Source organism: Acidovorax sp. LjRoot66, from assembly GCF_964253305.1.
Lineage (GTDB): Bacteria > Pseudomonadota > Gammaproteobacteria > Burkholderiales > Burkholderiaceae_C > Acidovorax.
In genome coordinates, this window is record NZ_CAXUQU020000002.1 from 291,817 (window position 1) to 311,356 (window position 19,540).

At 62.2% G+C, this 19,540-nt stretch carries 16 protein-coding genes; 10 read left to right on the plus strand and 6 right to left on the minus strand.

The annotated features are described in order from the left end of the window. Position 1: 1 nt before the first annotated feature. Positions 2 to 493 (minus strand): Cd(II)/Pb(II)-responsive transcriptional regulator, encoded by a 492-nt coding sequence (gene cadR / locus ACSQ3Y_RS33725; RefSeq protein ID WP_436180386.1) that lies wholly within the window; start codon positions 491 to 493, stop codon positions 2 to 4. A gap of 97 nt (positions 494 to 590) precedes the next feature. Here cadR (ACSQ3Y_RS33725) and ACSQ3Y_RS33730 point away from each other — a divergent pair, with 97 nt between their 5' ends. After that, positions 591 to 3,116, plus strand: a complete 2,526-nt coding sequence (locus ACSQ3Y_RS33730) for a heavy metal translocating P-type ATPase (RefSeq protein ID WP_409956360.1) — start codon at positions 591 to 593, stop codon at positions 3,114 to 3,116. A 64-nt stretch (positions 3,117 to 3,180) separates the two neighbouring features. Here ACSQ3Y_RS33730 and ACSQ3Y_RS33735 read toward each other — a convergent pair whose 3' ends face one another. Together ACSQ3Y_RS33735 and ACSQ3Y_RS33740 are read right to left on the minus strand one after the other, a co-directional pair. Beyond that, positions 3,181 to 3,837, minus strand: coding sequence for a DsbA family protein (locus tag ACSQ3Y_RS33735; RefSeq protein WP_409956359.1), 657 nt, complete (start codon positions 3,835 to 3,837; stop codon positions 3,181 to 3,183). Next, entirely contained in the window at positions 3,834 to 4,250 is a 417-nt protein-coding gene (locus ACSQ3Y_RS33740) for a disulfide bond formation protein B (RefSeq protein ID WP_409956358.1), read from the minus strand. Before ACSQ3Y_RS33740 ends, ACSQ3Y_RS33735 begins: the two co-directional genes overlap by 4 nt. A gap of 787 nt (positions 4,251 to 5,037) precedes the next feature. Here ACSQ3Y_RS33740 and ACSQ3Y_RS33745 point away from each other — a divergent pair. Further along, a complete protein-coding gene (locus tag ACSQ3Y_RS33745; protein ID WP_436180387.1) occupies positions 5,038 to 5,376 on the plus strand; it encodes a DUF4148 domain-containing protein in 339 nt (112 codons plus the stop codon). 724 nt (positions 5,377 to 6,100) lie between these two features. On the opposite strand, the gene ACSQ3Y_RS33750 is transcribed toward ACSQ3Y_RS33745, so the two are convergent. Both ACSQ3Y_RS33750 and ACSQ3Y_RS33755 read right to left on the minus strand, forming a co-directional pair. Further along, entirely contained in the window at positions 6,101 to 6,715 is a 615-nt protein-coding gene (locus ACSQ3Y_RS33750) for a cation transporter (protein ID WP_409956357.1), read from the minus strand. A 50-nt stretch (positions 6,716 to 6,765) separates the two neighbouring features. Then, positions 6,766 to 8,928, minus strand: coding sequence for a protein-disulfide reductase DsbD family protein (locus tag ACSQ3Y_RS33755; protein WP_436180388.1), 2,163 nt, complete (start codon positions 8,926 to 8,928; stop codon positions 6,766 to 6,768). 215 nt (positions 8,929 to 9,143) lie between these two features. Between ACSQ3Y_RS33755 and ACSQ3Y_RS33760 the strand changes: the two genes are divergently transcribed. Both ACSQ3Y_RS33760 and nadE read left to right on the plus strand, forming a co-directional pair. Next, positions 9,144 to 10,379, plus strand: a complete 1,236-nt coding sequence (locus ACSQ3Y_RS33760) for a sterol desaturase family protein (protein WP_409956355.1) — start codon at positions 9,144 to 9,146, stop codon at positions 10,377 to 10,379. Between the two features lie 11 nt (positions 10,380 to 10,390). Continuing rightward, the gene (nadE, locus tag ACSQ3Y_RS33765; RefSeq protein WP_409956354.1) at positions 10,391 to 11,224 is read left to right on the plus strand and encodes an ammonia-dependent NAD(+) synthetase; all 834 of its coding nucleotides are present in this window, start codon (positions 10,391 to 10,393) and stop codon (positions 11,222 to 11,224) included. 3 nt (positions 11,225 to 11,227) lie between these two features. Here nadE and cadR (ACSQ3Y_RS33770) read toward each other — a convergent pair whose 3' ends face one another. After that, positions 11,228 to 11,626, minus strand: coding sequence for a Cd(II)/Pb(II)-responsive transcriptional regulator (gene cadR / locus ACSQ3Y_RS33770; RefSeq protein ID WP_436180389.1), 399 nt, complete (start codon positions 11,624 to 11,626; stop codon positions 11,228 to 11,230). A 93-nt stretch (positions 11,627 to 11,719) separates the two neighbouring features. Here cadR (ACSQ3Y_RS33770) and ACSQ3Y_RS33775 point away from each other — a divergent pair, with 93 nt between their 5' ends. The 6 genes from ACSQ3Y_RS33775 (at position 11,720) to ACSQ3Y_RS33800 (ending at position 18,849) form a co-directional block, all read left to right on the plus strand. Then, complete coding sequence (locus ACSQ3Y_RS33775; RefSeq protein WP_436180390.1) at positions 11,720 to 14,632, plus strand: heavy metal translocating P-type ATPase; 2,913 nt, start codon at positions 11,720 to 11,722, stop codon at positions 14,630 to 14,632. Between the two features lie 5 nt (positions 14,633 to 14,637). After that, positions 14,638 to 15,261 (plus strand): phosphatase PAP2 family protein, encoded by a 624-nt coding sequence (locus ACSQ3Y_RS33780; RefSeq protein ID WP_409956351.1) that lies wholly within the window; start codon positions 14,638 to 14,640, stop codon positions 15,259 to 15,261. Between the two features lie 188 nt (positions 15,262 to 15,449). Next, a complete protein-coding gene (gene lspA, locus ACSQ3Y_RS33785) occupies positions 15,450 to 15,947 on the plus strand; it encodes a signal peptidase II (protein ID WP_409956350.1) in 498 nt (165 codons plus the stop codon). 66 nt (positions 15,948 to 16,013) lie between these two features. Continuing rightward, on the plus strand, positions 16,014 to 16,502 hold the full coding sequence (locus tag ACSQ3Y_RS33790) for a TlpA disulfide reductase family protein (RefSeq protein ID WP_409956349.1): 489 nt from the start codon (positions 16,014 to 16,016) through the stop codon (positions 16,500 to 16,502). A 573-nt stretch (positions 16,503 to 17,075) separates the two neighbouring features. Further along, entirely contained in the window at positions 17,076 to 18,455 is a 1,380-nt protein-coding gene (locus ACSQ3Y_RS33795) for a hypothetical protein (RefSeq protein WP_409956348.1), read from the plus strand. A gap of 169 nt (positions 18,456 to 18,624) precedes the next feature. Next, entirely contained in the window at positions 18,625 to 18,849 is a 225-nt protein-coding gene (locus ACSQ3Y_RS33800) for a hypothetical protein (protein ID WP_409956347.1), read from the plus strand. Positions 18,850 to 19,540 lie beyond the last annotated feature (691 nt).

The window sequence follows — 19,540 nt, forward strand, 5'->3', positions numbered from 1 at the left end:
GTCAGCATCGTTTATTGGCCCGCTGCCTGGGAGCCACGCCGATATCACGATGGGCACCTGGCGGGTGGGCCTCGCTGGGCTGCATGTGATTGTGTTGCAGTGCCGCATTGGCCAACCCGCCTAAGATGCCGCACTCACCGGCGAGGTGGCCTGGTGAGCACTGCTGTTGCAAGCTGCGCAATTCGGACTCCAGTGCTTGGAGTTCCCGGATGCGAGAGACCACGTGCCCGATGTGCTCCTGAAGAAGCGCGTCCACCGAGCCGCAGTTTTCATCCGGAGCGTCCTTGAAATGCAACAACACCCGGATCTCGTCGAGCGTCATGTCCAGGCAGCGGCAATGGCGAATGAAGGCCAGGCGCTCGACATGGCTGCTGTCGTAGACCCTGTAATTGCTTTCTGTGCGCATCGCGGTCGGCAGCAGGTTCTCGCGCTCGTAATAGCGGATGGTCTCGGTCTGCGTGCCGGTGGCCTTGGCAAGTTCGCCGATTTTCATGAAGCGTCCTTTGCAAAATCTGTTTTACGTAGGACAAGGCAGCGACATCTGGCTTGTCGCTTGACTTTAAGGTCACTACAGGGTTTCCAATTAGGCCATGAAATCAGAAACCAGCACTCCTCCCAGCGTTGTTGACACCTGCTGCTCCTCGGGCTGTTCCAGTCCCGCAGCAGCGGCCCCTGCAGCCGCAAGCAGCCCGGGCCAAGGCAAGCTGTTCCGAATCGCCACCATGGACTGCAGCGCTGAGGAGTCGGAGATCCGGCGGGCGCTGGAACCTCTGGAGGGAATCCGCTCTTTGGGCTTCCAGCTGGGCGCGCGCACGCTGAAGATCGATGCGGAGGATCGCGCCTTGTCCCTGGCGCTCGATGCCATCCGCAAGGCGGGCTTCGATCCACAGCCGGTGGTCGCTGCGGCAAACACCCAGGGTAGCCAGGGCCGGGTGTTTCGCATTGCGACCATGGACTGCAGCGCCGAGGAGGCGGAGATTCGCCGAGCGCTGGAGCCTCTGGATGGGATTCGCTCTCTGGGCTTTCAGCTCGGTGCGCGGACGCTGAAGATCGATGCCGACGAAGGCACCTACCCGCTGGCCCTCGACGCAATCCGCAAAGCGGGCTTCGATCCGCAGCCAGTGGCCGGCGCCAATGGCTCCGAGGGCGGACAGGCGGGCGAACCAGCCGAAGGCGACGACCATGGACATGGTTTTGCAGGCGGCATCTCCCGACTGGTAGCCGCGCTCGTGTTCGCCACGGGGGCTGAGGTCCTCTCGTTCTTTGCTCCCGATCAAATGGCCTGGAAGGTGGCGGGCATGGCCATCGCCGCGCTGGCTATCTGGCTTGCCGGGATCGACACCTACAAGAAAGGCCTTGCAGCGCTGCTGCGCGGCAAGCTGAACATCAATGCGCTGATGTCGGTGGCCGTCACAGGAGCCTTCCTCATCGGCCAGTGGCCGGAGGCCGCCATGGTGATGGCCCTGTACGCGATTGCCGAGTTGATCGAGGCCAAGGCGGTGGACCGGGCCCGAAACGCTATCAAGGGCTTGCTGGAACTGGCGCCCGAAGAGGCTTTGGTACTGGGCACCAACGGAGCATGGACCGCTACACCGGTGGCTTTGGTGGCCATCGGAGCGACCGTGCGCATCAAGCCGGGCGAACGCGTGCCGCTGGACGGTAAGGTGACCAAGGGCAATGGCGCCATCAACCAGGCCCCCGTGACTGGCGAGAGCATCCCCGTGGACAAGGCACCTGGCGACCAGGTGTTCGCCGGCACGATCAACGAGACTGGTGAGCTGGAGTTCGAGGTCACAGCCTTGTCGAGCAACACCACCCTGGCCAGGATCATCCAAGCCGTTGAGCAGGCGCAGGGCACGCGCGCTCCGACGCAGCGCTTTGTGGATCGGTTCGCCTCCATCTACACCCCCGCAGTCTTCGCCATTGCCGTGGCGGTGGCGGTCCTCACTCCTTTCCTGATGGGACTTACCTGGCTGGAGGCGCTCTACAAGGCCCTGGTCCTGCTGGTGATCGCCTGCCCATGCGCTCTGGTCATTTCCACGCCGGTCACGGTGGTCAGCGGATTGGCCGCAGGAGCGCGCCGCGGGATTCTGATCAAGGGCGGCACCTACCTGGAAGATGCCCGGCTCCTGAAGGCGGTGGCGCTGGACAAGACCGGCACCATCACCGAAGGCAAACCCAAGCTGGTGAAGTGGCAGGTGTGGGGTGCCGGTGACGAGGCAGCAGTCCAGCAAATGGCTGCCAGCCTGGCGGCTCGCTCCGATCACCCGGTTTCAAAGGCGATTGTCCAGGGCTTGGACGTAAAGGGCCCAGAAGCAGAAAGCTTCAAGGCCTTGCCTGGGCGCGGTGTCGAAGGCATGGTCAATGGTATGCGCTTGATGCTGGGCAATCACCGTCTGATCCATGAGCAAGGACTGTGCGGTCCGGAGCTGGAGGCGGAGCTGGCGACCCACGAAAAACAAGGCCGCACGGTCACCCTCCTGGCGGACGAATCGCGCGTCCTGGCGCTGTTTGCGGTAGCGGACACCATCCGCGAGACGTCGAGGCAGGCCATCGTCGACCTCAAGGCGCTGGGAGTGACGTCGGTGATGCTGACGGGTGACAACACGGCCACGGCAAAGGCCATCGCTGCCCAGGCCGGCATTGATGATGCCCGTGGCGATCTGCTGCCCGAAGCCAAACTCGATGCCATCAAGGAAATGCAAAAGCGCTATGGCGCTACCGGCATGACCGGCGACGGCATCAACGATGCGCCGGCGCTGGCGCAGGCCGACATCGGTTTTGCCATGGGTGCAGCGGGAACTGACACGGCCATGGAAGCCGCCGATGTAGTCATCATGAACGATGACCTGCAGCGCGTCGCCGAGACAGTGCGTCTATCCAAGCGCACCCACGCCATTCTCTGGCAGAACATCACCCTGGCACTGGGCATCAAGAGCGTCTTCCTGGTGATGGCTGTCGTTGGCACGGCCACCATGTGGATGGCGGTCTTCGCGGACATGGGAGCGAGCTTGCTGGTGGTTGCCAACGGGCTGCGTCTGCTTCGCGGTACACGGGTGGAGCCAGCCGCCAAGCCAAGCCGCTCGGAAACCAAGGAGCATGCGCATTCGCACTGAGCGTTCGTCAGCGCGCGCCAAGTCCACCGGTGGGCTTGCGGAGCGCTTGCTGAATGTCCCGCTTTCATTTCTTGGTTTTGGAGACCTCCTGCGCCACTAAGTCGGCCAGCTGTTTGTGGCCAAAGCTGGGTAGCGGGCGCCCGTTGACGAAGAAGGTCGGGGTCTTTTCGACCTTGAGGGCGGTCAGGTCCTGCACGTCCTGTAGCACCACGGCGTCCAATGCAGGGGCTTCGATGTCCGCCCGCGCCCGTTGCATGTCCAGCCCCGCCTGTTCAGCCGCCTTGTAGGCCAACTCCAGGTTGGGGTTTCCATGGTCCGCCCACTGCGGCTGTGCGGCCAGCACCGCCTCCAGCACGGCCAGGTACTTGTCCTGCCGCCGGGCCGATTCCAGTAGCTTGACCACCTGCTCCGACCCTCGGTGGAAAGGCGCGTAGCGGATGACCAGCCGCACTTCGGTGGGGTACTGCTGCATCAATTCCTTGACCACCGGATAAAAGGCGCGGCAGGTCTCGCATGCGGGATCGAAGAACTCGACGATGGTCACTGGTGCCTCACGGGGCCCGATCACGGGTGAATGCATGCGGACCAGGCGTTCGGCTTGTCCTGCCACCTGCAGCTCCTGTGCACTTTGCACGCGACTCTGGTACAGATTCACGCCGACAAGGAATGCCACAAAGGCCATGCCCAGCACGAGGAAGATGATGAGTTTTCGGTGTTTCATTTGTCTGTTTTTCGCAGATAGAGGGAGAGCGAGACGGCGATGGCAATGAACGCCGCCAGTGAAAGCCAGGGCAACTCAATGCCGTAGAGGATATCGAGCTTCTGATCGGCGCATGACACGCCGGCGCCGCAGGGGACCCAAGCCTTGGGCACCAGGCCTGCCGCCAAGAGGCTGTGGTAACCAGCCACGACCGCACCCGCCAGCGCCAGAGGCAAGGCATAGACAGCGCCCCGGCGGTCGTCGCTGTAAAAGGCCATTCCCAGAAGCAAGACCAGCGGGAACATGGCAATGCGCTGGTACCAGCACAAGACGCAAGGAGCCATGCCCATGACTTCGCCGATGAACAATGCACTGCCGGTGGCGGACACAGCCAGCAGCCAGGCGATCAGGAGCAGCACCGAGGGTCGGCTCATCGACACCTCCTTGAACAACGGTTCTGGCAGGAGGCACCGATCAAGGCACAACTGCGTGTGAAGATTCCAGAGCCATTCGGCCCGACAGTGGAGGACATGGAAAGATCCCGAAGGCATGCAAATGAGGCCAGCACACGCTGTGCTGGCACGCTTGGCGGGGATCGGAGACGGTGGTGACCGATGCCCTGGTCAGGCCAGGGCGGGCCACTGCGGGCGTTCGGGGCGACTGGCGGACTCTGAAGACGGCCACCCGCGCGTGTCGATGTAATAGCGCCCCAGGGGAAAGGCCGGCAGTAGATCGCGTTGCGCCTGAACGGCTTCGGTGCCCTGCAGATGGCAGGAACCACAGTCCACACTGGGCGCTGCATCGCCAGCTCGGGTGGATTCGTCCATTGCTACGTCCCGCAGTTGGGCGTGCTCGCAGCAATGCATTGACACAGGAGGTAAGGAACCCGGTCCGTCATCGTTGCAGTACGCGCCCACCACCGCCCAGCACAATTGCAGCGGCAACAGTACCAATAGGAATACAAGCAGACGGGTGCGGGAGTGCATCCGGAAAATTGTAGTGGCATCCGAGGCGGAACGACCACTTTGGAGCGCCGGCCGATCCAATGCCCGGCAGTGTCGAATCGATCACACAGACAGGCGCGGCAACATAACAAACTTGTAATCTTGCGGTGCGCAAGCTGTCGGCATACGGTCAGCAAACTGTCACACGTGACTCGTCGGCTGGCCAGACATTGGTGCAGTTTCCGGGGCACGTGCATTCAAACCCAAGGAGATACACATGACAGTTCGCACCTTCCTGGCCGCCTTGTCGCTTTCTGCGGCAGTTGCCCCAGCCATGGCCAGCAGCGTGATCCATCCTGCGACCACCGAGATGGGATACACGACGCACCCAGAACACGCGCAAGCGGGCAAATCGCGTGATCAGGTCCTGGCGGAGATGGATCAGTCCAAGAAGGACGGCCTGTGGCAGTACCACCGCTTTGGAGCTCCCGTACCGGTCAAGGGCAAGGTCGCGAGCCGCGGTGAAGTGCTGGCTGACCTGGAACGCTCCCAGAAGCATCCAAGCTGGGCACTTCGCCGTGTCGGTGCGCCAGTGGCGGCAATACTCGCGCCCTGACACGACTTACATTCAGCATCGCCCCCCGTCCTTGCAGTGCAAACTGCATAAGCCGAAGGGGGCAAGTCATGGCGCCGCTTCGGATGTGCGGACCGATCCCGTTGTTGTCCCGCACGAATTACGAGAATCAGACGTGATGCAGGGTGACTGCGCAGTGACCAAGAACAACTATTGCGTTCGATCCGCAGGCTGGTCAGTGAAGCGGTGGCACGCCTGAACGGCCTGTTCAACACCATCGACGCGGCCATGGGCCAGGCTTTCATTGCATGGCGCTCAACAAACAAGCGGTCCGCTGATCGCCCGCTTCTGAAAGTGAATGCTCCTGTCTCGCATACGTTGAGTGCGACAGCCTATTAGCTCTCGAACTGCTATTGCTGTCATGTTTTTGGAACCCCGGAACTCGTGAGCGATGTGTGCCTGGGCTTGATGCGAGAAAAGAAGCCCGGACACGCCACATGGATCGCGGCCGAAGACTGACTGTGGCTGTACCAACCTCTGCTCCGAGCTCCTCCTAATCCCCGGCAAGACATGGCTGGATGCCGGTTGCTCAAACGGCTTCAGCGCCTGTAGTGAAAGTAGGCGGTCGCGACGGCTGCATGGCGGGTGAAGTTGATGACTATCTGCAAACTGAAATGTGTCGTTTCTGCCTTTGCTGGTCGACGTTGCATCGCTGTTCAGCACCCCTTGTCGTTTGTCGCTACGTAGGGGTTCCATGAAGCCCAAGTCAGTCCGGGACGGCTTTCGATGCTTCCTGCAGTATTTCGCGTCCCCCGTTCGCTGCAATGGCAGCTACGACGATTCCCAATATCAGGTCCGGGATATTTGATCCCAGCCACATGACCAGGGCCCCGGACAGAACAATGGCGCCGTTAACCATGGAATCGTTATTCGTGAAAATTGCTGAGGCCTTGAAGTTCACGTCTTCACCGTGGTGACCGCGCAGCAGCCTCAGGCACACCAAGTTCAAAGCTGCATTCGCCGCAGCTATAACCATCATTGCTGGGCCCACAGGCTCCTCGTCACCGGAAAAGCGGCGCAAGACCTCCACCATCAGCAGCACGGCAAGGCCAATGAGCAAGAAGCCCGACAAACGCGCTGCGCGGACTTTGACCATAGCTGCTCGACCGACCGCGTACAAGCTGACCGCATAGACTGAAGCATCGGCAAGGTTGTCTAGGCCGGAACCCATCAGTGCGGTCGAGGCAGCCCACAGTCCAAGGCCAATACCGGCGGTGGACTGCGCCAGGTTAATCAGCAACACGGTCCACAAGATCTTGCGGTCAGCTGCATTGTTTACGTCGCGCCCGCCGAGTTCGTCGTCTTCGTCGTTTTCAGCCATGCTTGTTCCTTTCGAGTACGCACATATTCAGACCTCCAGCAACTAGAGGGTCAAGGTCGCAAGCCAAGGAACTGCTGCGGAGCATGTGGAACTGGCAGCGACGGAATCGAGGGCAAAGCCGAAAGCGTTGCGCGAAGTTCGGATGCGCTCAACATCTCTGACAAAACTTGCGCAGGCCCATTTCCGCTGTAGAGCACGTACAAAGGTACGCCACTTCGCCCAAATTTTCCCAGTTCGGCGGTAATCTCCGGGTCGCGGATCGTCCAGTCAGCGCGTAACAAAGCGACGTCCTTAGATGCAAATGCTGCCAGCACTTGCGGGTCCTGCAGCACCGTCTTCTTGTTGTACTGGCAAGTGACGCACCACGCAGCGGTGAAATCGACAAACACGGGGCGGCCGCTGGCCAGCAGTAGCTCCGCCCGGCCCGGTGCCCAGTTCTGCCAGACGCTATCACTCACCGCCGCTGCCTGCGGCGGTCGGACGGTGCTGATCTGGCCGACGAGCAGCCAGGCGCATCCTGCCGTCCATGCAACGGCGATACCCCCGACTATCAAGCGCGTGCGTCCCAACAAGCTCAGGCTCCAGGCCAGCATGCTGGTGGCAACCAACACCGCGAGCAAGGCGCCGGCCGCGTCGATCCCGGTTTGCTGCCCAAGCACCCAAATCAGCCAAGCCACCGCCGCAAACATCGGATAGGCCATCAGTTTGCGGAAGGTAACCGTCCACTCACCGGGGCGAGGCAGCAGTTGCGTAAAGGCCGGGATCCAGCTTGCGACGAGATACGGCAGCGCCATGCCAGCGCCAAGCGTCGCAAAGATCAAGATGGCCTGAGCGGCGGGCAGTGCCACCGCGAGCCCAAGCGCGGCGCCCATGAAAGGGGCCGTGCAGGGGGAGGCGACGACCACCGCCAGCACGCCGGATAAGAAAGCGTTAGCGACTGGATTGTTGCTCTGCAGAGACGCCAAACGGGCTGGAATGCACTGGCGGACCTCAAACAGTCCCGCCAGGTTCAGGCCGATCAGCGCGAACAAGACAGCCAGCGCGGCGACCACCCCGGGCACTTGCAATTGAAACCCCCAGCCGAGCTGTTGCCCCGCTCCGCGTAGCGCGACGAGTATCAGGCCCAGCGCCATAAAAGACGCGACTACCCCAGCGGAGTATGCCGCCCCGTCGAGCCGCCGAGCCCGCTGGTTTGCGGCATGCTGCGTAAAGCCGACAACCTTGATCGCAAGCACCGGGAAGACGCAAGGCATCAGGTTCAGGATCAGCCCACCGAGCAATGCGCCCAGCAAGGCAACCATGAGTGACAGCCCGGAGCCCGATTCAGTCCCGGCTGCGATCACGTTCTTGCGAAGCGCTTCCTGCAGCGCCGGCGACATAGTGACCGGCGCCGCCATTGCAGGCCAGGGCCCTTGCACCAGAGCGTCGACCCGCCATCCTTTGTTGCCTTGGGTCAGAACGATCGGCATCACATCCGGGCTCTGACTTCGCTGAGGCGAGAGCGGGACCCGTGCGGTCCAGATCTTGCCTTCCCATGCCTGGCTCCATGGCGCGGAAGTCTCGATCACTTCCTGCGACTCGGGGAAGAATTCCAACGGCGTTTCCCGAAGGTCCGCGGGCAGCCCGCTGACGCGAAGTCGCAAGGAATTTTCATCAATCGTGGCGGTGGCCTTGCCTGCTAGTTGCTTGGGCTGTGCCGCAAAGCTCGCCTGGAAGACGGGTCCATGCAGGGCTATCGCGCTCCTAGCGGGAATCGCCAGCAAAAACTCGCCTTCCTCGGGGATGCACTCCTTGCGGCACACCAACCACTGAGCCTTGAGCTTGACTTCCAGCGCGCCACCCAGAAGCGAAGGCTTGAATTCCGGCGTGATGGTCAGCGGGACCGGCAACAGCACGGTGTGCTCGTAGCCGTAGTTGATTAACGTGCCGATGGGATATTTGCGAGGCATGGGCCACGCAATCTCACCCGCCAGCACGCCGACGGGTAGTTTCCATTCCAGCTTGGTGGGAAGTCCGGAGTCCCCGGGATTTTTCCAGTACGAGTGCCACTCAGGCTGATGCGCAAGTTGCAGGCCAACCCAGACTGGTTTGCCCGGCTCCAGGCCATCGGGCGCATGGGCCAGCAGTTCGGCTCGGGTGCGCTCGGTCGCCACCACGCTCTTGCCGCCAAGCTGCGCTGATGCCGCGCCTCCCCACAGCGTGAGCAGCAGCATGAGGAGATAAGCAGTGAGGGAGGTAGGTGGCTTGAACATGGGGCGGCAATGCACTTTTGGGGCGCGCGATGCACGCCATCGCAAGGGACTATAGGTGCAATGAGGGCGCGGGTTGCCCGCAGCCCGGGCCTGCCGAGGGTCTCTGATCGGGTCTGCTTGACTCTACTGCAACTAGAGGGTTTCCAATTCCTGCCAGACCTTTGTGAGGAGAGATGATGAGTACAAAAGAAACCCCGTTCCTGGAGACTGTCATCCGGTATGGCAGCTACCCGCTGATCCTTGGTGCCACCGCGCTGGTGCTTTTCGGTGCACTCGCTGGCGGCTGGCCGTATTTCCCCACGGTGCCGCTCACGGTGGCTGCAGCCCTCGCGTGCGTCGCCCTACTGGAGCGGCGGCTGCCCTTTCACACCGAATGGGCTCGCGACCACCGGGACACCGTCTGCGATGCGATCCACACGGTGGTCAATCTCGTCGTGCTCCTCGCGGTCCACGGCGTTATTGCTGCGCTGGCGCCGCTGTGGTCCGCCGGGACGTGGTGGCCGGATCAGTGGCCATTTTGGGCACAGGCCCTTGCCGTCGGTGCGGTACTCGACCTGAGCCTCTACAGTGTCCATTGGCTTAGCCACCGCGTTACCTGGCTCTGGGGTTTCCACGCAATCCATCACAGCTCGGAGCGCCTCTACTGGCTCAACGGCGAGCGCCGGCACCCCCTGCATGCGGGAATAATGGCCGCACCCGGCTTGCTTGCCGTAGTGTTGATGGGGGCGCCAGCATTGGCCATCGGAGCATGGCTCGGCCTGCTGGCAGTGCACCTGGCCTTCCAGCACTCCAACCTGGATTACCGGGTCGGGGCGCTGCGCTTCGTGATCGGGGCCGCTGAAGTCCACCGCTGGCACCACAAGCGCGAATACGAAGACGCCCAAGTCAACTATGGCGAGTTCTGGATGCTTTGGGATCACCTCTTCGGCACCTTCCGGCTGCCCAAGCACAAGCTCGGACCCAGCGAAGTGGGGCTGAAGGAAACCGACTTTCCGATGGACTACGGGTCGCAACTGGTCCACCCCTTCCGCAGCCAGCCAAAGGCGCACGGCGCTTCCGATAAAGACTATGGGCTCGCCCGCGCCGCATTCCTGCGTGAGAAGGGTCTCGCAGCTTCTCGCGAAGCTGCCGGCGACCGGCTCGCGGCGTGGCGGGCGCTTGAGTTGGGCCATATCGTTTCGCAGCCGTATCTTGGCCTGCACTTGCGCAGTCATGCAGCGATGCTCGGTCTGGCGTGGAGAACTCACTTTTGTTCCGAGATGCTGGTCCAAGTCGTCCGTCTCGCGTTGGCTCCCTTGGGTCATGCCCTTGGCTGTATCCCTCCCCGGAACGTTGGCACCGGGCGCTTTGGTGTGATGGAGCATGGACCGTGGCCATCGGAGTTGGACCCGGTCACCTTGCACCGCCGATAGGATACCTGGCCATGACGAACGAACAAAATCGCATTGCCGCTGAGCTGGGCGTCGATCCGCACTTCGATGTGTCAGCAGAGATCACCAAGCGCACGCAATTCCTCATGGAGTACGCGCGCGGCGCCGCCGCAGGATCGCTTGTGCTCGGGATCAGCGGCGGGGTGGATTCCAGCGTCGCCGGGCGGCTGTGCCAACTCGCTGCAGAGCAGTCGCGCTCCTCGGGCATGCCGGTTCGCTTCATCGCGATGCGGCTTCCATATGGAGTGCAGGCCGACCAGGCTGACGCCCAGCGCGCGGTGGCCTTCATCGATCCAGATGAAACGCTGGCCATCGACATCAAGCCGGCTGCCGACGCAATGCTCGCGCAGCTGAAGGCCGGTGGCCTCAAGTTCAACGACCAGTGGCAGACGGACTTCGTGCTTGGCAACGTCAAGGCGCGCCAGCGAATGATCGCGCAGTACGCCGTTGCAGGCACAAACAGCGGACTTGTGGTCGGTACGGACCATGCCGCCGAGGCTGTGATGGGTTTCTTCACCAAGTTCGGCGACGGCGGGTTCGACCTGAGTCCGCTGGGCGGTCTCACCAAGCGTCGGGTTCGGGCCATGGCCTTGGCACTCGGAGGTGACGAGGAGCTAGCGCACAAAACTCCCACCGCCGATCTGGAAACCATGCGACCACTGCGCCCCGATGAGGTAGCGCTGGGCGTTAGCTACGATGCGATCGACGACTTCCTGGAAGGCAGGCAAGTGGACCCCGTCAGCGCCGAGGTCATCCTGCTGACCTACCGCCGCACGGCCCACAAGCGGGCGCTACCTGCAGTACCGGCTCCCCAGTGCGCCGCCTGAGCCTCAGGCGGGCTCGGCCAAGCCGTTAAGAATGCCGCACTCGCGCGCCGTGCGGGCGGTATCGCAGGAACGCCGCAGGTCGGTCAACTCGCGCTCCAACTCCCGCAACTCCTTGATCTTGGCCCGCACCTGGACGATATGGGAGTCCACCAGCGAATTCACCTCACCGCAGTCCAGCTCAGGCCGATCCCGGAAACTCAGCAGTTGCCGGATTTCATCGAGGGTCATGTCCTTGGCCCGACAGCGGCGGATGAACAGCAAGCGCTGCAGGTGGACGTCGTCGTACAGTCTGAAATTGCCCTCGCTGCGCGCCGGCTCAAGCAGCAAGCCCTCGGATTCGTAAAAGCGCACCGTTTGCACCAGACAGTCCGCCCTTTTGGCCAGTTCACCGATCCGCAGCATGGTTGTTCTCCGTAAAGCTTGACTCTATATCAACTAGAGATTGTCCAATCATGACACGCGGGGAAACACTTTGCAACGAAGAATGAGCGACCTATGACCAAAGACTCCTCCAATTCATGCGGCTGCTCTGGCGACAATGGCCAACAGGCGACTTGTGCCGGAGAGAAAACCGGCACGGATACCACTATTTTCCATGTGAGCAACATGGACTGCCGCCGCGAAGAAGGACTGGTGAGGTATACGCTGGAGGGGATACCCGGCGTGGAGCGGCTGGAATTCGATCTTCCTCAGCGCAAGCTGACCGTTGCGCACAGCCAGGTGACGGCCGATGTCCTGGAGCAGGCATTGAACGCAGTGGGCATGAAGGCGCAGGCCGTCCGAGATGCGGCGGTGTCGACCACCTACCGCATCGAAAACATGGACTGCCCGAGCGAGGAGAAGGTCATCCGCTCGCACCTGGGCGCGGTTGAGGGGGTCCAGGACCTGAAATTTGACCTGGCGGGGCGCACACTGTCGGTCAAGCACCTCGCCGAGGCGCGCGCGCAGATGGAGCAGGTTCTGGCTTCCATTGGCATGCATGCCAAGGAACAGACCGCCCTTCCCGGGGGGGCGGTGGCAGCCGTGCCACTTGTCGAGTCCCCGACGTCTCAGCTTCGGCCAACCGAGCCAGTTTCCCCGACGCCGGCCGGCGAGCGCGTGACGTACCGGATCCAGAACATGGATTGCCCAACGGAGGAGGCTCTGATCCGCAACCGCTTGGGCAAGGAGCCAGGCGTGACTGCCCTGGACTTCAACCTGATGCAACGGGTACTGGGCGTCCAGCACACCCTTGCTTCGACAGCGCCGATCGAGAAGGCGCTCGATTCGATAGGCATGCGGGCCGAGCGGCTGGATCTGCACACCGTCACCACACTGCTGCGCATCGCCAAGATGGACTGCCCGACCGAGGAAAGCCTGATCCGAGGCAAGCTGCAAGGCATGCCAGGCGTGCAAGGCCTGGACTTCAACCTGATGCAGCGCATGCTCACAGTCCGACACGCGCCTGAAGCAATCAAGCCAGTGATCGAAGCGATTGAGTCACTGGGCATGGAAACCGAGGTGCACAAGACCGATGAGCCGCGCGTTTCTGAGGCGCCCGCGCACAAGGCCAGCTGGTGGCCAATGGCAGTCTCCGGCATCACGGCGGTGGTCGCCGAAGGCGTCTATTGGGCCAACGACGGATTTCACTGGGCGGTGGTCGTGCTCGCCCTGGTCTCGATCTTCACTGGCGGCCTGAGCACCTACAAGAAGGGCTGGATCGCCCTGAAAAACCGCAACCTGAACATGAACGCGCTGATGTCCATCGCAGTCACAGGCGGTATGGCGATCGGCCACTGGCCCGAGGCGGCCATGGTCATGTTCCTCTTTGCGCTGGCCGAAGTGATCGAGGCGAAGTCGCTGGACCGCGCCCGCAATGCGATTCGCGGTCTGATGGACCTGGCACCAGAGACCGCGACCATGCGGCAGGCCGACGGCTCGTGGAAGGAAATGCCGGCCAAGGAGATCGCCAAGGGCGCAGTGGTTCGCGTGCGTCCCGGCGAGCGCATCGCGCTGGACGGCCTCATCACCGCAGGCCGTTCGGCCATCAACCAGGCTCCCATCACCGGCGAGAGCCTTCCCGTTGAGAAAGCGGAAGGCGACCAGGTGTTCGCGGGCACCATCAACGAGACCGGCTCCTTTGAGTACAAGGTGACCGCTGGCGCAAGCGACTCGACGCTCGCACGCATCATCCACGCAGTGGAGTCCGCGCAGGGCAGCCGCGCGCCCACGCAGCGCTTCGTCGACCAGTTCGCGCGGGTCTACACCCCGGCTGTGTTCCTAGTGGCCTTGCTGGTTGCCGTCGTTCCACCGCTGGCCTTCGGCGGCGTCTGGTTCGACTGGATCTACAAGGCACTGGTGCTGCTGGTGATCGCGTGCCCCTGCGCTTTAGTGATTTCCACTCCCGTCACTATTGTCAGCGGTCTTGCCGCCGCCGCCAGGCGCGGCATCCTGATCAAGGGCGGCGTTTATCTGGAGGGCGGGCGCAAAATCAAGGCCTTGGCGCTGGACAAGACCGGCACGCTCACCAACGGAAAGCCTGAGCAGACCGACTTCCTGGCGCTGATCGGCGATGCCCAGCAGGTGGCGGCCTGGGCTGCGAGCCTCGCTGCGCGATCAGACCACCCAGTGTCTCAAGCCATTGCCCGCAAGGCGAAATGGGACGGCGTCTCGCTGCACGAAGTTGAAGATTTCGCGGCGTTGCCGGGGCGCGGTGTGCGCGGCCGCATTGCCGGCCGGATGCTGCAGATGGGCAATCACCGTCTCGCGAAAGAGCTCGGCCTCAGCGAGGTCGCGTTGCAATCCCAGCTGCAAGCCCTGGAGCGCCAGGGCAAGACAGCCGTCCTGCTGATGAACGACACCACGGTGCTCGGCATCTTCGCCGTCGCTGACACAGTGAAGGAAACCAGCCGCGAAGCCGTGGCCGACCTGCAGTCGCTCGGCGTGCGCACGCTGATGCTCACCGGGGACAACCAGTACACGGCGGACGCCATCGCGGCCCAGGTCGGGATCTCCGAAGCCCGTGGCGACCAGCTGCCCGAAGACAAGCTCAAGACTATTGAGAGCCTCATCGGCGGTGGGGGCCAGGTCGGCATGGTGGGGGACGGCATCAACGACTCGCCCGCCCTTGCGCGTTCCGACATTGGTTTCGCCATGGGTGCGGCCGGCACCGACACCGCTATCGAGACGGCCGACGTCGCCCTGATGGACGACGACCTGCGCAAGATTCCGACGTTCATCCGCCTGTCTCGCACCACGGCCTCGATACTGACGCAAAACATCGTTCTGGCTCTGGGCATCAAGGCGGTTTTCCTCGCGCTGACATTCACGGGTGATGCCACCATGTGGATGGCAGTGTTCGCAGACATGGGAGCTAGCATGCTCGTCGTCTTCAATGGCTTGCGCCTACTCAAGCTCAAGACGGCCTGACAGGGATGCAAGTGCCGGACTCCGCAGCACAGTGGACGAAACGCTGGCTGTATGACTGGGGTGGTGCCAACGTGGACCTCTTCCTTGCCACCCGGGGCGCCGTGTCTGACGGTTGGCTCTGGGCGCCCGAAATCCTGAGCGTGCTAGGTAGCTACTGGGGAGCGCCGGCGGTCGTGCTCCTGATGCTGGTTTGGCGGCGAGCACTGGTTCGGGAGAAGTCAAAACCGCTTGACGTGCCGTTGTGCAGATTTGTGCTCGGCCTGGCCCTTGCGATGGCCGTTGCAGCGATCTTCAAGGCGGTTTTCGCGCTGCCGCGTCCGTTCGTGGTCCTGGGAGATGCGGTGTACCGGGCCCACTCTGCACCTGACAGCCGGTACACGATGCCCAGCGGCCACTCGGTCTACGTCGGCGTCCTGGCGGCAGCACTTTGGCCTGCACTGGGCAGGGTGGGCAGGGTCGGCTCGCTGGTGTTTGCCGCCGCAGTGGGCTGGTCGCGCATCGTACTGGGTGCGCATTTTCCAATGGACGTGATCGCCGGCCTTGCCCTGGGTTGGGCTTGCGCTGCGGGTGCGGGCTCTTGGGCCCAACGCATGGCCCGAGAGGTGCCGATCACAGGGCGGAGCTTGTGATTGTCGCTGTGAGGCCGAGCTGGGCTCCGTCGTTTGCGTCTACCTGTGCTGCGCGAATTCGGGCGATCTGGTTCGGTTTCGGATCTTTCCTCCTTCAGGCTCTACTCGCGCTAGTGAAGAAAACATCAGGCTCCGTTTTACGCCTTGTCAGCGCCGAGCGTGAAGTCCCCAAATCGAAGTGAAACCATATGAATCATCTCTCCAGAAAATTGCAGTGGTATGCACTCGCGATCATTGCTTTTCTCGCCGATCAGGGTACCAAGAGTTATATCGATGCGACGACACCCTTGGGATGGTCGCGCGAGGTCACCCCCTTTTTTAACCTCGTTCACGTGCTCAACCCTGGCGCGGCTTTCAGCTTCCTCGCTGGCGCAGGTGGCTGGCAACGGTGGTTCTTCCTCGTGATCGCTCTTGTGGTCTCAGCCTGGCTGGTGCGACAGCTGTACAGCCCACTGCGCAAGCTGGAAGGTCTTTCTTACAGTCTCATCTTGGGCGGCGCCTTGGGCAACGCATTCGACCGGGCGGTGCGCGGTCAAGTCATTGACTACCTCGACCTTCACCTGCGCGGATGGCACTGGCCTGCCTTCAACGTCGCCGACATGACCATCGTGGGCGGAGCGATGGCGCTGGTGCTTGCATCGCTGATGAGCGGGGAGAGTCCTACCGCAGCGAATGAGCCTCAGTGAACCAAGGGTGCCACCGGAAGCTCCAATCGGATATGCCCCCCGTCCCCACCCCAAACAGGTGCACACATGAAACCTCTTCGACACCTGCTTGCTTTCGCAGCAGCCTCCCTGACGCTCGCCGGTTGCATGAATTCCTCGGCCGCCCCAGAAAGTTCTTTCACGCTGCTGGACGGATCGTCGGTGTCCACTTCCGACCTCAGGGGAAAGGTGACGTTGATCAACTTCTGGGCGACCAGTTGCACCACATGCGTGGCCGAGATGCCCATGCTGTCGGCCACCTACGAGAAGTTCCGCAGCCGCGGCTACGAGACCATTGCTGTGGCTATGAACTATGACCCCCCGGTCTATGTGGTCAACTTCGCCCAAACACGCAAGCTGCCGTTCCCTGTAGCCATTGACAATACCGGAGTGGTGGCCAAGGCGTGGGGAGATGTCAATGTCACCCCTACAACCTTCCTCGTCAACAAGCGGGGTGTGGTGGTGAAACGCATTGTGGGCAAGCCGGACTTCGCTGAGCTCAATCAACTCATCGATAAATTGCTCGCTGAAAGCTGAGCCCAGCCTTTTTTATCTCCTTTAATCATGATCAAAAGACGCCTTTTCTGCAGCTTTGCACTTCCCTTGACGCTTGGCATGCATACCGCCTCTCGCTCCCAGGAGACACGGCGCCTTGGAGCTTGGTTCAGTGTCGTGGGTAGGCGCCGCAGCATGGCTCGTGACGTGAGAGCTCTCAGAGGAAGACAGTTGCCCGCCATGATCAGGAGCTTCCAACAGGCAAGCATTCGCGAAGCCCGACACCAGCACGAACAGCCATACGGCCAGCATCAACGATGCGGCATTGCGGCTAGTGGTGAATCGTGAGAGGAGCTTCATGACAAGGTTCAGATCGATTCATGTTACGAGGTCAAGCGCCGATGCGAGTTGACCTATGTCAAAGCGGCGTCTATGCAGTAAACCAGAGTGCTCCCGAGTCGGTGGGGTGGTCGGTGCGTTGGCGAACATAGCGGCGTAAGGCAATGCGCCGAGTTCAGAAGCAATGCAGTTCTTCAGCTGAGCAGCAGCGCGACGGGCGTACCATGCCGCAATGCCCCAATTCCTTTCCTCTCGTTTAACCAGAAGTCGATCCTCATGATCACGGCAGCACCATTTACGTCCGTGGAGCCTGTTGTCAGCGCGCAAGAGTCCCTCAACAACGGATGCTTCTGCCTCACCTTGGACAAGGACGCGTTGGCGCGAGCATTGAGCTTTGAGCTCGCGGGAGTGCAGCTTTCCGAGCTCGTGCGGGAGCGCTGTCCTTATGTGTTCGCAGCGAGGCCAGTGTTTGTTGAAGCCGCCCAGGCCCGTCGCATTGCCGAGGTGATCCGCGCGGTCGAGTCGGTTGTGGCCCTGCCGGCGTATCGTGATCAGGTGCTGGGAGCGGCTCCCGCCATTGCCCGTCTCGGTGCGGCAGGCCCGAAAGGAGTTTTCTTCGGGTACGATTTTCACGTCGGGAAGGATCGGCTGGGGCTGATTGAGATCAACACGAACGCCGGGGGCGCCATGCTGAACGCGGTCCTCGCACGTGCGCAGCGCGCTTGCTGTTCAGTGATGGACGGGATGGCGCCGACGCTCCTGGATGTTGACGCTTTCGAAGAGCGGATCGCGGCCATGTTTGTTCGGGAATGGGAACTCGCCGGCCGGGGAAGACCGCTTGCGAGCGTCGCGATCGTCGACGAGGCGCCGGAGCAGCAATATCTCTACCCTGAGTTCCTGCTATTTCAGCGGCTATTTGAACAGCACGGCCTGCGGACCGTCATCGTCGGCCCGACTGACTTGCAGTGGCGCGGTGGTGTGCTTTGGGCCGGGGAGCTTGCGATCGACCTCGTCTATAACCGCCTGACTGACTTTTACCTCGAGGAGTCGGGCAGCTCGGCCTTGCGCGAGGCATATCTCCAGGACGGAGTGGTCTTGACGCCGAACCCACGGGCTCACGCGTTGTACGCGGACAAGCGCAACCTCGCGCTCTTTAGCGATCCATCACGGATGAGTGCGCTTGGTGTCCCTGATGGCTTGCAAAAGGTGCTGTTGGAGCATGTGCCCCACACGGAGATCGTCGTGGCTGGAGACGCACAACGCCTCTGGGACGCGCGGCGAAGTTTGTTCTTCAAGCCGGTTGCCGGGTTTGGCAGCCGTGCGGCCTATCGTGGCGACAAGCTGACCAAGCGCGTCTGGCAGGAGATCCTGGCCGGGGAATATGTTGCCCAGGCGTTCGTGACTCCAGGTGAGCGCAAGGTCAGCGGGGATGACTCAGGGCAAGCCATGAAGTTCGACATGCGGGCGTACACATACGAGGGATCTGTCATGTGGTTGGCCGCCCGGTTGTATCAGGGACAGACCACCAACTTTCGTACCTTGGGCGGAGGCTTTGCGCCGGTGTTCAGCGGCTCGATGGAGGGCGGCCTCAGCGCATCGTCGAGTTCAGGCGCCTGCGGGCCGGCCATGGACCACTGCAGTCCGGCTAGCTGCTGATGGCTCCGAGCACCTGCGTGAAATAGGCCAGTCTTCTTGAACAAGGGTCCCGTCAATCCCGAGGCAGGGGCACCGGGGTCAACGCTGATCCGGTCAATCGGGCCATTCCAGCTGACGCTGTATGGACTCGGGAGCATGCTTGGCTTGGACATCTACGGGCTGACCTGCGATGGTCATCGGCGCGCAGATCTCTGTGGCGGTGGCCGTCTTGGCCGTTTCCGTCGTGCCTTGGCGCGAATTGTCGAAAGCACCCGGGCCGTTAACGGAGGTGATCGCGCGTGCCGCGCCAGCCATCACGCCCTGGGTCTTTACCGTGATGACGCTGTTCGCGGTCGCCAACACGGCGCTGGTCAACTACGTCACGAGTTCCCGCCTGGTCTATGGCATGGCGTAGCAGGGGCTTTTGCCGCGGGCGCTGGGCAATGTGCACCAGCGCTCGCGCACTCCGCACCTGGCAGCCATTATGCTGATGTCGCTCCTGCTGCCTCTCGGAATGTTCGGCAGCATCGCCAACTTGGCCTCGGCCTCTGTGCTACTGCTGCTCGCCGTCTTCGCCGTCCTCGCCGTTGTGAACGGTGCCCTGTTTATCCTCAATGGGCGCCGGAGCGAGCCGGTCGGCCGGTTTGAAATTCCACGCTGGGTGCCAGCTGCGGGAACCGTCATATGCCTGTTACTGGTCGGCTCCGGGTTTCCAGCAGTGACTGGCACGCCTCTGCTTTGGCTGGGGGGCTCCTGGCGGGAATCCTGGCCTTGTATGCACTGCTGCGTTCGAAGTCGGTTTAGATTGCTCGCTGGTAGCCGTCCTTTAACGCTGAGTGTTCCCTCGCTCGGCAGAGCCGCCAGGCAACGGTAGCGCACCTCCGGTGTTGAGCCCAAATCGACCGCCAGTTCGATTCGTGACCTGACATTGATCGCGAGCCTGCGGTCGCTGGATGGCGATGCGCAGGTCCGTAGTGATGGCCTGCGCTCACTGGTCAGTTTCAACTGGGTACGCCAACAGCTGAACGTCCGCATCCCGGTCCATGCGTGATCCCCCAAGCGTTCGCCCCCCCACGGCTTGGACGTTTCCCGGGTCAGCCCGATTG